This window comes from Rhabdothermincola sp., from assembly GCF_036846205.1.
Taxonomy (GTDB): Bacteria; Actinomycetota; Acidimicrobiia; order Acidimicrobiales; family Acidimicrobilacustridaceae; genus Rhabdothermincola.
This window is the reverse complement of the sequence record NZ_DAIUCK010000028.1, coordinates 20,315-32,467: the sequence shown is the minus strand read 5'-3', so window position 1 is coordinate 32,467 and position 12,153 is coordinate 20,315. Positions and strand designations below refer to the sequence as shown.

13 protein-coding genes and 1 tRNA gene are annotated in these 12,153 nt (G+C 69.7%); 8 read left to right on the top strand and 6 right to left on the bottom strand.

Going from position 1 to position 12,153, the window contains the following annotated elements; all coding sequences use genetic code 11:
• Positions 1-101 precede the first annotated feature (101 nt).
• The 6 genes from V7004_RS06145 to V7004_RS06120 form a co-directional block, all read right to left on the bottom strand.
• Entirely contained in the window at positions 102-1,319 is a 1,218-nt protein-coding gene (locus V7004_RS06145) for a DegT/DnrJ/EryC1/StrS family aminotransferase (protein WP_334142777.1), read from the bottom strand.
• Positions 1,316-2,401, bottom strand: coding sequence for a Gfo/Idh/MocA family protein (locus tag V7004_RS06140; protein WP_334142776.1), 1,086 nt, complete (start codon positions 2,399-2,401; stop codon positions 1,316-1,318). Before V7004_RS06140 ends, V7004_RS06145 begins: the two co-directional genes overlap by 4 nt.
• An 89-nt stretch (positions 2,402-2,490) precedes the next feature.
• A complete protein-coding gene (locus tag V7004_RS06135; protein ID WP_334142775.1) occupies positions 2,491-3,081 on the bottom strand; it encodes a response regulator transcription factor in 591 nt (196 codons plus the stop codon).
• A 279-nt stretch (positions 3,082-3,360) separates the two neighbouring features.
• Complete coding sequence (locus V7004_RS06130; RefSeq protein ID WP_334142774.1) at positions 3,361-4,212, bottom strand: LuxR C-terminal-related transcriptional regulator; 852 nt, start codon at positions 4,210-4,212, stop codon at positions 3,361-3,363.
• A 151-nt stretch (positions 4,213-4,363) separates the two neighbouring features.
• Positions 4,364-4,439, bottom strand: a tRNA-Lys gene (locus tag V7004_RS06125).
• A gap of 143 nt (positions 4,440-4,582) precedes the next feature.
• On the bottom strand, positions 4,583-5,440 hold the full coding sequence (locus tag V7004_RS06120) for a class I SAM-dependent methyltransferase (protein WP_334142773.1): 858 nt from the start codon (positions 5,438-5,440) through the stop codon (positions 4,583-4,585).
• Positions 5,441-5,503: 63 nt separating this feature from the next.
• On the opposite strand from V7004_RS06120, the gene V7004_RS06115 reads away from it, so the two are divergent.
• Genes V7004_RS06115 through V7004_RS06080 form a run of 8 tightly spaced genes read left to right on the top strand, consistent with a single transcriptional unit; the run spans position 5,504 to position 12,142 of the window.
• Entirely contained in the window at positions 5,504-6,169 is a 666-nt protein-coding gene (locus V7004_RS06115; RefSeq protein WP_334142772.1) for a helix-turn-helix transcriptional regulator, read from the top strand.
• Positions 6,170-6,194: 25 nt separating this feature from the next.
• Complete coding sequence (locus V7004_RS06110; RefSeq protein ID WP_334142770.1) at positions 6,195-6,812, top strand: class I SAM-dependent methyltransferase; 618 nt, start codon at positions 6,195-6,197, stop codon at positions 6,810-6,812.
• Between the two features lie 56 nt (positions 6,813-6,868).
• Positions 6,869-7,648, top strand: a complete 780-nt coding sequence (locus tag V7004_RS06105; protein ID WP_334142769.1) for an enoyl-CoA hydratase/isomerase family protein — start codon at positions 6,869-6,871, stop codon at positions 7,646-7,648.
• A 36-nt stretch (positions 7,649-7,684) separates the two neighbouring features.
• Positions 7,685-8,554 carry an SDR family oxidoreductase gene (locus tag V7004_RS06100; protein WP_334142768.1) on the top strand — a complete coding sequence of 290 codons (870 nt, stop codon included), beginning with the start codon at positions 7,685-7,687 and terminating at the stop codon, positions 8,552-8,554.
• A gap of 26 nt (positions 8,555-8,580) precedes the next feature.
• Entirely contained in the window at positions 8,581-9,798 is a 1,218-nt protein-coding gene (locus V7004_RS06095) for a hypothetical protein (RefSeq protein WP_334142767.1), read from the top strand.
• 1 nt (position 9,799) lies between these two features.
• On the top strand, positions 9,800-10,594 hold the full coding sequence (locus V7004_RS06090) for a glycosyltransferase family 2 protein (protein WP_334142766.1): 795 nt from the start codon (positions 9,800-9,802) through the stop codon (positions 10,592-10,594).
• The gene (locus V7004_RS06085; protein ID WP_334142765.1) at positions 10,591-11,439 is read left to right on the top strand and encodes a carbohydrate deacetylase; all 849 of its coding nucleotides are present in this window, start codon (positions 10,591-10,593) and stop codon (positions 11,437-11,439) included. Before V7004_RS06090 ends, V7004_RS06085 begins: the two co-directional genes overlap by 4 nt.
• A gap of 7 nt (positions 11,440-11,446) precedes the next feature.
• The gene (locus tag V7004_RS06080; protein WP_334142764.1) at positions 11,447-12,142 is read left to right on the top strand and encodes a class I SAM-dependent methyltransferase; all 696 of its coding nucleotides are present in this window, start codon (positions 11,447-11,449) and stop codon (positions 12,140-12,142) included.
• Positions 12,143-12,153: the final 11 nt, after the last annotated feature.

Sequence of the window (12,153 nt, the reverse complement as noted above, 5' to 3'; positions counted from 1 at the left end):
GTCCTCGACCTGGCGGTCCGGTGCAGGCGTTTGGCGGCCCGGGGGGCGGTGCTTCGCGTCGCGCACATCCTGGACGGAGGTGATGAGCCGGGAGGGTCTCATCACGCGGTCCTCTCGAGGGAGGGCCCGTTGACCGCAGGGTCGGTGATGGGGGGCCGCGTGGAGCTTGCTGGCGCTCCCTGCTCCAGGACGACCTCGGCGATCACCTCGCACACCCGATCGACGCTGGCGTCATCGAGGCTGGGGGAGAGGGGGAGCGACACGATCTCCCGAGCGGCTGCCTCTGCGATGGGCAGCGGACGGGTGCGGTACCCGGCGAACGCTGGCTGCTGGTGACAGGGCACGGGGTAATGGATCCCCGTGGATATCCCCCGCTGGGCCAGTGACCCGACGAGCGTGTCGCGATGGCTGGTGCGGACGACGTGGAGGTGGAAGGCGCTGGCACTGCCGGGCGCCTGGGTGACCGACAGGACGCTCGTGCCCTCGAGCCCGGCTCGGTAGCGTGCGGCCACCCGCCGGCGCTGGCCGGTCCACTCGTCGAGGAACCGGAGCTTCGCCGACAGGACGGCAGCTTGGAGGGCGTCGAGCCTGCTGTTGCCCCCGACCGCGACGTGGAGGTGCTTGGACCCCACCGATCGGCCGTGGTCACCCAAGGATCGGGCCAGCCGGGCCAGGCCGTCGTCATCGGTCACGATCGCACCTGCGTCGCCGAAGGCGCCGAGGTTCTTGCCCGGGTAGAAGCTGAAGCACCCAGCCTGCCCGAACGATCCGGCCGGCCGGCCCTTCCAGGTGGCTCCGTGTGCCTGAGCTGCGTCCTCTACGAGCGCGAGCCCGTGGCGCCGGGCGAACGCCGACACGGCGTCCATGTCCGCGGGTTGACCGTAGAGATGGACGGCGATCACTGCGGCGGTGCGCGGGCCGACCTGGGTGGCGGCGTCATCGAGGTCGACCAGCAGCGTGTCGTCGCGCACGTCGACGAAGACCGGGGTGGCACCGGCGGCGAGCACGGCCTCTGCGGTGGCGACGAAGGTGTTCGTCGGGACCAGGACCTCGTCTCCCGGGCCGATGCCGAGGCCGCGGAGCGCGAGGATCAGGGCGTCGGTGCCGTTCGCCACCCCGACGGCGTGGCTGACGCCGCAGTAGCGGGCCCACTGCTCCTCGAAGCGCTCCACCAGCGGGCCGCCGATGAACGATGACCGGTCGATGGCGTGCCCGATGACCTCGAGCACCTCGGCGCGCACCGCGGCGTTCATCGACCCGAGATCCAGGAAGGACACCGGGGGCGGGCACGGATGCGGGTTGTCTCCCTGGCGCTTCATGCCACCACCTGGGAATCGGCAGAGGGCACGGGGCCCGACCGACCCTGACCGATCGGCGGCAGGGCGTCCCGCTCGAGATGCACCGGGCAGCGTTCCCGTAACGACGTCTCTGCCGCGACGAGCACCTCGACGACGGCAAGGCCGTTCCAGCCATCGGTCGCGGGCGTGGCCCCGGCTTGGATGCACCCGACGAAGTGGCGATCCTCGACCAGCAACGGCTCCTCGAACGGGAATGATGGCGACGTCACTCCGCCGTAGTGGTAGGAGATCCCGTTCCCGGATCCGGTCCCGTGTCCGTTGGGGGGCGGGCCCGAGGTGTGAACGGCCTTGTCGTAGATGCGGATGCGCTCGTCCTCGGCCAAGTCGTTGTAGACGGCCATCTTCCGGCTGCCGACCACCGTGACCCGACGCACCTTGCGGGGATCGAGCCATGACACCCGGACCTCGGCCGCGACCTCGATCGCCTTGTACTCGAGGCGGAGGTGGGCGACATCCTCGAGGTAGGCATGGGCGTGGGAGTTGCCCCAGGCCTGCACCACATCTGGCCTGGCGCCGAGGATGTGGTTGATGATCGAGATGTCGTGCGGCGCGAGGTCCCACACCACGTTCACGTCCGGTTGGTAGAGACCGAGGTTCAGCCTCGCCGTGTCGACGAAGTAGACATCGCCGAGGTCTCCGTCACGGATGGTGTCGCGGAGTCTCCAGACCGCGGCGTTGTACTCGAAGGTGTGGCCGGCCATGAGCACCAGGTCCGAACGGTGTGCCTGCTCGACGATCCGGCGGGCCTGGTTGACGTCGGTGGTCAGGGGCTTTTCGACCAGCACGTGCTTGCCGGCTTCGAGAGCGCGTTGGGCGAGGTCCCCGTGGGTCGAGGGCGGGGTGGCGATGACGAGCGCGTCAACGTGCGGCATCGCCGACGTGAGGTCGCCGAAGGCGAGCAGGCGCGGGTTGAGTGCGGTGAGACTCTCTCTGCGGTCCGCGCGTGGCTCGACGAGGACGACCTGGGTGACCGCCGCCAGGGAGCTCAGCACCCGGACGTGCTTCGAACCCCAATATCCACCACCGACTACGCCGATTCTCATGGACCGCTCTCCGGGCTTCTCGACGGGGACGCCAGCCGGTCGGCGTGGCGTCGTTGAAGGTATGAACCGTTGCTCTCGGACGGGTACCCCTAGTTGGGTGAGGAACCTCCCCCGACTGGGTCGACGTGCGCCCGCTCACGGTCGAGGCGTGGCAGGATGCCCAGCTCCGAGGCGTTGAGGACCGCCTGCAGCTGTGTGCGGGCGCGAAGCTTCTGCATCAGCTTCTTCACGTGACCGCGAACGGTGTGGATGCTCACCCCGAGCCGTTCAGCGATGTTCGACGTGTCGAAGCCTCGCCCGAGCAGTTCGAGGACCTCCTGCTCGCGCTTGGTGAGGTGCGGAGCGGCGGGTGGTGTCGCGGTCGTCGTGCCGCTGACCGACGCGCTGCGGGCTCGGTCCGCGATGGCCAGGGCGGTGTCGCCATCGACCAGGAGTTGGTCCGGCGCGCATCGCAGGAGCGCGAGGACGGCGTTGGCAGGAGTCCACAGCTCGGCGAGCCCGTTGATGTGGTTGCGGAGCGCCTCGCGCAGCAGCGCGAGCTCCGGGCGATTGGCGAGCACCACGATGCGGGCCCCTGGCACCGCCTGCCGCAGGCGCAGCGGTGCCTCGAAACCCTCCGCGGTCGTGGGATCGATCTGGATCAGGGCCACGTCGAAGCCGGTATGGGCCAGGTCAGCCATCTCGGTAGGGTCGAGGCGTGCATGGATCGGAGGGGCGAACTCCGTGTCTTCACCGATCGCCCGGTCGATGGCCGACGCGATGCGCTCTTCTTCGACGGCTACGAGAACCCGTTGAGGACTCACGGTTGTCCTTCCGGCGATCTGATCCTGCCCGTGTCTGTACCGGACCCCCGGCCGCTCCGTAAGCCCATCCTGGGTGGTACGCCTCCCCCCAGATGGGGGTTGGTCCGGCCGGTCCCCGGTGGGTGAGAGGGCCGCAAGATGCCCTCAGGGGAGCGCTCAGCGGGCAGAGGCCGGTTCAGGGAAGTCGGGGAGCAGACCCATGCGAGCTGCGGTCACCACGGCTTCGAGCTGGCTGTGCACCCCGAGCTTCAGCATGATGCTCTTGAGATGCCCTCGAGCGGTGTGCACGCTCATGAAGAGCTCTCTCGCGATGCCCTGAGCGTCGAAGCCTTGACCGAGCAGCACCAGCACATCGCGCTCCCGAGGCGTCAACCCGCTGCGCCGGTAGGCCTGCTCCAGCTCAGCGCTGGCTCGCCGCTCGCGATCACCAGGTCGCGAGCCGTCATCGGCGACGTCATCGCCGGTCGGCTCGGGCCGGGGTGCGGGGTCGCTCGAGCGAAGGTCGATGACGTCGGCGACCGATCCGGTGAGTAGCGGGTGCGAGGGGTGGCCAAGCTGGTTGTCGAGGCCGTGATGGGTGCTGACCTGCGGGGCGCGGGTGACCACCCGGACCAGTTCGGTGAACGTTCCCGTGGGCACCAGGAGGAGGCCCGAGTCCGCGGCCCGCACGGCCCCCAGGAGGTGGCTGAGCGAGTCGCGATCCGAGACGAACGCGGCCGCGCCCGCCTCGGCCGCATCGGCCAGGGCGGTCGGATCGGGAGCGTCGGTCATCACGACGATGTGCACGCCAGGGAGAGCCGCTCGCAGGGAGCGGATGGTCTGCATGAGCCGTCCTCCGCTCCCCCCTTCGATGACCACCACGTCAGGGGGGTTTCCCGCGGTGGTGGGGGGAACCTGTTCGGACTGTTCCAGCGCGCCGGCCCAGACCAGGTCGGGTTGACCGTCGATGGCGACCCCGAGCGCTTCGGCTCGGGCACGGTGTGCATAGACGACCAGAACTGACCGCATGGATCGCGCCCCTCGGCTCTCGGGTGCTCGTGGTGGGCCGTTCGTGCCCCGCACGTAGATCCCCACACCGGGGGGGCACTAGACCATTCGGGGCACCCGGTCACGAGATGTTCACCTTCACGCCGGGTGAGCGTCCTGAGTGGCAGCGTGGTGGTGGGCCGCCTGGGTCTCGAACCCAGCACCTTGGGATTAAAAGTCCCCTGCTCTACCCGATGAGCTAGCGGCCCGGGACCGCACGATATCCCTCGGAGCGAGCACAGGATCCGAGCCGGCCCGAGCCACGAGCTGCAGAACGGCCGCACGGACGATCGGGATATCGGCTCCCCGGAGGCGGCAGGTTCGCGTGGACGCCGCAGCGCGGCGGCAGGGCTCAGCCCTTGCGAGCTCGGATCAGCCAGGCGGCTGACGCGTAGAGCACCCCGGTCGATCCCGTGTGGGATTCAATGCTGGATCGGAGTGCGCCGAGCGCCCGGGACCGGCTCTCGTCGTCCAACCCCTCGAGCATCCAGCCCGACACGCCGAGCACGAACTCGCACGCGTCGTCGGCGGTGTCGCCGAACCACATCGGCGCCTCGACCGGGTCGAGCCGGATCTCGTCGAAACCGGCGGCGCCGAGGATGTGCTCCACTCGCTGCGGGTCGGAGAGCGCGAAGGGGCCGGGAGCATCTGGGGGCGGCGGAGGCATGTCGCGTCCGGCAGCGAGCGCGCCGGAGAACTCCCGGATCCATTCGTTGCCCGTGAGCGGTTGCCAGGCCAGCAGGGTCAGCCGGCCACCGGGGCGCAGTGCGGTCCCGATGTTGGTGAACGCGGCGACCGGCTCACCGAAGAACATGGCGCCGGTCCGGCTGATCGCGAGGTCAAACGATGCCAGTTCGAAGGCATACACCTGCGCGTCGGCCTGCTCGAAGGACGCGTTCGCGATGCCCTGGTCGCTCGCTCGCCGGCGAGCCACCTCGAGCATCGCCGAGGAGAGGTCCACGCCGAGCGCGGTCCCACCGTCAGCCAGGTGAGCGGCGTCGAGTGTGGTCTCCCCGCATCCGCAGCCCACGTCGAGGACGCGGTCGGCGGAGCCGATGCCGGCCGCTTCCAGGAACGGCTGGCGGTAGCCCGCGACGGCCCGGTCGAACCGGTCGGCCTGGCGGGCCCAGAACGCCCCTTCGTCGCCATCCCATGCCTTCGCCTGCGCGGTGTTGGACGGAGCCACCGCGATGTGCCGGCGATCGTCCATGGTTCCTCCCCTCCCCGGGGTTATGATCCAGTTAGGACTATTTTATGGTCCAAGGAGGACTATATGGCAAGAGGTGCCGACGAGCTGTCCACGACGAGCTACGCCCTGCTGGGCATGCTGGCGATCCGGTCGTGGACGACCTACGAGCTGGCGAAGCACATGGATCGCAGCCTGGGGCGACTCTGGCCCCGGGCCCGCAGCAACCTCTTCAACGAGCCCAAGCGACTGGTGGCTCGCGGTCTGGCCACCGCGACCGAGGAGTTGGTCGGCCGCCGCCCGCGTACCGTCTACACGATCACCCCTGCCGGCCGCCGAGCGCTCCGGCGGTGGCTCGGCACGCCGGGCGAGGGACCGGTGATGGAGTTCGAGCAGGGACTCAAGGTCTTCTTCGCGGACCAGGGCAGCAAGCAGACCGCCTTGGCCGCCGTTCGGAGCATCCGAGCCTGGGCCGAGCGGCGGAACGCGGAGAACGTGGCGGTGGCACGGAGCTACCTGGCGGGCCAGGGACCGTTTCCCGAGCGGGCCGCGGTTCTCACCCTGATGGGCCGCTTCATGGTCGACTTCGTCGACATGGTGGCCGCGTGGGCCGATTGGGCCGCCACGGTGATCGAGGGATGGCCCGACGATCTGCGACTCGCTGAGCCGGAGTGGTCGGTCTGGGAGGAGACCGCCCGCCGCGAGCTCCGTGAACCCGCCGACCAGGGGGCCGCGATCAGCCGATCCGGCTGACCGGTCGGGACCTATCGTGTCCGGCATGCCGGCCGAGTCGGGACCCGCATCACCGAGCCGTGGGCCCCGATCCCCGCTGGCCTTCGGCGGTGGATTCGACGGTGCCCGCTACCAGGCGCGCTTCGATCAGCTCCAGGCACAGGGGGTCGACATCCACGGCGAAGCCAACTTCGTGGCCTCGTACCGGCCCCGGTCGGTGCTCGACGCCGGGTGCGGTACCGGCCGGGTGGCGATCGAGCTGCACCGCCGCGGGGTGGAGGTGGTAGGTGCCGATCGCGACCCGTCGATGCTCGCGGTCGCCCGGGAGCGAGCCCCGGAGATCGAGTGGGTCCTGGCGGATCTGGCATCGCTGGAGCTGAGCCGGGCCTTCGACGTGGTCGTGCTGGCCGGCAACGTGCCACTGTTCACCGCTCCGGGAACCGAAGCCTCGCTGGTGGCCGGCTGTGCCCGCCACGTCCGCGACGGGGGGTGGATGGTGGCCGGGTTCCAGCTGGGACGCGGCTACACCTTGGCCGACTACGACGAGCACTGCGGAGCGGCCGGGCTGGTGCTCGTCGAGCGGTACGGGACCTGGGACCGGGAGCCCTTCGCCGACGGCGGGGACTACGCGGTGTCGATCCACCAGCGTCTGCCGGCACCCTGAACAGCCGAATCTCCGTTAGGTAGGGTGAACCGTCGTTCAAGCGAGCGGGAGGGCCGATGAGCGGGCGTGTGCATCTCGAGATCGACGGTCACGTGGCGGTGATCACCAACGACAATCCCGACAAGCACAACGCCTTCGACGACGAGATGGACGTCCAGCTGTTCGCCGCGTTCGAAGAGGTGAGGAACCACCCAGAGGTGCGCGCGGTGATCTGGCGAGGGGAAGGTCAGAGCTTCTCGTCAGGCCGGGACGTGGCCGCGATCGGCACGAACCGCACCCAGCTCACCCACCACCAGCTCATGCAGCGAGGTCACCGCGGGATCCAGACCGTCCTCGCGCTCGACGTGCCCGTCATCGTGGCCTGCAAGGGTTGGACGATCGGAGGATCGTTCCAGCGGGCGTTGCTCTGCGACATCCGGGTCGCGGCCGAGGGCAGCCGCTTCAGGTTGCCGGAGGTCACCCACGGCGTGATTCCGGACACCGGTGGGGTGGCTCGGCTGTACCAGATAGCCGGTCACGGGCTGGTGAGCGACCTGGTCTTCACCGGGCGGGTGCTGACCGCAGAGGAGGCCCTCCACCACGGCGTGGTCAGCCGCGTCGTCCCGCTCGACAGCCTCGATGAGGTGGTGCGTGAGATGGCCGCCGTCATCGCGGCTGCTCCGCCGCTCACGGTCAAGTTGGCCCGCCGGGTCATCGCCAACCTCGCCAACCCCGAGGTGCTCGCCTCGATGGAAGAGGAGCTGCTCGCCCAGACGGTGGTCTCGACCTCCGCCGACTTCGCCGAGTTCAAGGCATCGAAGGCCGAAGGTCGCGAGCCCCGCTACGTCCGCGGCTGAGCCGCGCACCGGTCCTTCGAACCGCAAGGAGTCGACATGGGTCTACCTGAACCGCCACCATCGGGTGCCTCGGCGCTCCCACCTGGCACCTTCGACGGACACGTCGTGCTCGTCACGGGTGGGGGGACCGGTCTGGGCAAGGCGATCGCCACGGAGTTCGCCCGGCTCGGCGCGGACATCGCCATCGCCAGCCGCAAGCCCGAGCATCTCGATGCCGGGGTCAAGGCCATCGCGGGGTTGGGTGGTCGGGTCCATGCCGTGGCCTGCGACATCCGCGACCCCGAGGCGATCTCGGCGGCTTTCGACGACATCGAGCGCGTGCTGGGCCTGCCGCAGGTGCTGGTCAACAACGCGGCGGCGAACTTCCCGGTGCCGGCCGAGGACATGAGCCCCAACGCCTGGCGCACCGTTGTGGACATCACCCTCAACGGCACGTTCTTCTGCGCTCGCGAGTTCGCGAGGCGCCATCTGGCGGAGGGGACCCCGGGCTCGATCATCAACGTGGGTGCTTCGTACGCGTGGACCGGCGGGCCCGGCTTCGCGCACTCGGCCGCGGCGAAGGCAGGGGTGAAGAACATGGTCGAGACCCTCGCCGTCGAGTGGGGCCCCTACGGCATCCAGGTCAACGGCCTCGTGCCCGGGCTCTTCCCCCATGACGACATGACCGCCGACATCAAGGGCAACCTCGACCGCACCAGCGAGAAGGACGCCTGCCAGCCGGCGATGCGTGTCGGTCGGGTGCGGGAGCTCGGCTGGGCCGCCACGTTCCTCGCCTCACCGTACGCACGGTTCATCTCCGGTCACACCCTCGTGGTCGACGGGGCAAACTGGCAACGGCGCACGCTCACCAACCCGCCCGTCGTCACCGTGCGCGAGCAGATGGGCAAGGGTCCGTTCCAACCCTGACCGGCAGCCGTAGCCTGGGCGGCCGCATGGAGGGTCAGAGCGGGACCTGGCAACGCGTTCGCTTCCCGGTCGTCGCCTTCCTCGCGGTCGCCTGCTGGCTGGCGTTGGTGGTGTGGGTCTCCGACCACTGGTTGGAGCGTCACCCCGGCTACCCGGTGGCACCGGTGCCGTTCAGGGGGTCGTGGCTGCTCGGGGGTTGGTTCCGCTTCGACGGGGGCTGGTACGACCTCATCGCTCGCAGCGGCTACTACTCGCTGGGTCCCGATCAGCAGTCGCCGGTGGCGTTCTTCCCGGCCTACCCGCTGTCGATGCGGGCCGTGGGACGGGTACTTGGCGACGAGATCCTGGCCGGGATCGTGATCACGTTCGTCTGCGGCCTGGTCGCGACCGTGCTGGTCTACCGGTGGACCCTCGACCGGCTCGGGCCCTCGGCAGCCCGCACCACCGTGCTCCTGCTCGTGCTGTTCCCCTACGGGTGGTACCTGTTCGGCGCGGTGTACGCCGACGCGCTGTTCCTGGTGGCGGTGCTGGCGGCGTTCGTGCTGCTGGAGCGGGGGCATCCCGTGCTGGCCGGGATCGCCGGCGCGGTTGCCACCGCGGCCCGGCCGGTGGCCCTCGCCGTCATGGTCGGTCTGGTCGCCGTGCTGGTCGAAAGGCGGGGCGCCTTACGGAACCCCCGGGCCCTGAAGCCCGCGGACGCGGGGGTACTGCTCTCGGTCACCGGCCTGGTGGCCTGGTCGGGCTACCTGTGGAGCCGCTTCGGCGACCCGCTGCTGTGGGTGAAGATCCAGCGCGCCGCAGGCTGGGACCAGGGCTCCGGCCCTCACACGTGGTTCAAGGTCACCTTCCTCCAGCGGCTCAAGCACCTGCCGTTCTGGTTGAGCGACTCGTTGACCGGCTCCACCACCCACCACCCGGCGCCCTGGACCGAGTCCGCCTACACCCTCGGGCTGATCCTGCAGGCCACCTTGCTGCTCGGGTTCCTGGCGCTCACGGTCGTCGTCTGGAAGCGGCTCGGTTGGGGCTACGCGGCCTATGCGATCACGCTGCTGGTGGTGCCTCTCCTCGGCACCAAAGACTTCCAGGGTGTCGGCCGGTACCTCCTGGCGGCGTTCCCGTGCTTCGCGGTGCTGGCCATCCTTCTCGAGCCTCGGCCGAGGCTGCGGCTGGCCACCTTCATCGTCAGCGGGATGCTGCTCACGTTGCTGGCGTCTGCTTATGCGCGCGGGTACTACGTTGCCTGAGATGGCCTCATCCACCCGGCGCCCGCACTTCGAGAGCCTCACCATCTTCTTCCCGGCGTGGAACGAAGAGGCCACGATCGAGCGCGCCGTGGCAGCAGCGTTCGACGCGGGCGACCGGCTCGTCACGAGCGGCGAGATCGGCAGCTTCGACATCCTGGTGATCGACGACGCGTCCACGGACAACACCCCGGTGATCGCGGACAAGCTGGCGGCCGAGCACGAGCAGGTGCGCGTCATCCATCACGAACGGAATCGCAAGCTCGGCGGCTCTCTGAAGACCGGGTTCGCGAACGCCACCGGTGAGCTGGTCCTCTACACCGACGCCGATCTGCCGTTCGACCTGGCGGAGACCACGAAGGCGGTCCGGCTACTACGCATCTACGAGGCCGACATCGTGAGCGCGTACCGGTTCGACCGCACCGGGGAAGGACCCCGCCGGCTCGTATACTCCTACGTCTACAACCACCTGGTGCAGCTGGCGTTCGGCCTGCGGTTGCGCGACATGAACTTCGCGTTCAAGCTGCTGCGTCGCCGGGTGCTCGACCACATCGAGCTCAAGAGCGAAGGGTCGTTCATCGACGTCGAGCTGCTCGCTCGGGCCCACCGGCTTGGTTTCCACATCGTTCAGTTCGGGGTCGACTACTTCCCCCGCACGAGGGGCATCTCGACGCTGTCGTCGAACGCGGTCATCCTCCAGATCCTGCGCGAGATGTGGGAGCTGCGCGGTGAGCTGAGATCGCTCGAACCCCTCCCCACCAGCCTGCTGGAGCAGCGCGACCTGTCCCCCGAACCATGAGCCGGCTGCTCATCGTGAACGCCGACGACTTCGGACTCACCGAAGGCGTGTCCCGGGCCATCCTCCGATCACACCGGGACGGAGTGGTCACCTCGACGTCGGTGCTGGCCCTGGGGCCGGCCTTCGAGCGGACGGTGCGATGGCTCGATGACGCACCCGGGCTCGGTACGGGCGCGCACCTGGCGGCGGTGGGGGAGGACCCGCCGCTGCTGGAGGCCCGAGAGATCCCGACGCTGGTCGACGCGCGGGGTCGCCTGCGGCCGTCGTGGAGGCAGTTCCTCCCGCTGCTCGCGGCCCGGCGTGTCGACCCCGCAGACATCCACCGGGAGTTCACCGCCCAGCTCGAGCGCATCATCGGTGCGGGCCGGACGGTCGACCACCTCGACACCCATCAGAACGTGCACCTCTGGCCAGCCGTTCGCGACGTGCTGTTCGAGCTGGGTGAGCGCTTCGGGGTGCGCGCCGTGCGGGTCACCCGCTCCTCGGCCCGCGGTGTGATCGGCTCGACGGTGAGGAGGCTCGCTCGGGACCTCGAGGCCCGTTGCGACCAGCACGGATGGGCTTACCCGCAGGCATCGACGGGACTTGACGAGGCAGGGTCCCTCGACCGCGGTGGCATGGTCGCCGCGGTGGACCGCCTGGCCCGCGGTGGCGCCGAGTCGGCCGAGCTCGCCACCCATCCGGGCGAGCGGGACGACCCGGACCTGCGACGGTATCGATGGGGCTACCGGTGGGGTGACGAGCTCGAGGCCCTCTGCTCGCGGACTGTTCGCACCGCGATCGACGAAGCCGGCTTCCGGCTGGGCACCTTCGCCGAGCTCGACCCCGAGCCGACCGTGCGGTGAACGGACCGTGAAGCGGCCGCACTCGACCAACGCCCGAACGACGCTGGCCCGCTATCGCGATGCGCCTGCAGGCGACCGCTTCCACGTGCAGGTCCGCTGGCTCACCTGCCCCATCGATGAGCTGGAGCGGCGCGTGCCACGGGCTGGCCGGATCCTCGACGTGGGGTGTGGTCACGGGTTGGTGAGCCTCTACCTGGCAGCGTGCGCCCCCGGCAGAGAGGTCACGGGTGTCGACATCGACGAGCACAAGATCGAGCTGGCCCGTCGGGCGGCAGGCATTCCCCCGAGCACGTCGGCCGTCTTCGCGGTCTCGCCGGACGGGTCGTTGCCGACCGGCGACTGGGACGCGATCGTCATCACCGACGTGCTCTACCTGCTTGGTCCGGAGGCGAGGGCGGAGCTGCTGCGCCGGTGCGCGGCGGCGCTGGCCCCCGGCGGGCTGCTGCTGGTGAAGGAGACCGACACCCGACCGAGGTGGAAGCACCGGCTGGCGGCGTTCCAGGAGGTGCTGGCGACGAAGGTCCTGCGGATCACCGCCGGGTCGACACTCGACTTCGCCAGCTCCTCCGAGCTCGGTGAGCTGCTGCGGGCGGCCGGCCTGGAGGTGGAGGTCGAACGTCTGGACCGGGGCTACCTGCACCCCCACGTGCTGCTCACCGGCCGCCGCCCCCGGATCCCGCTCCTCTCCCCGAACCGTTCATGAGCTCGCGGTCG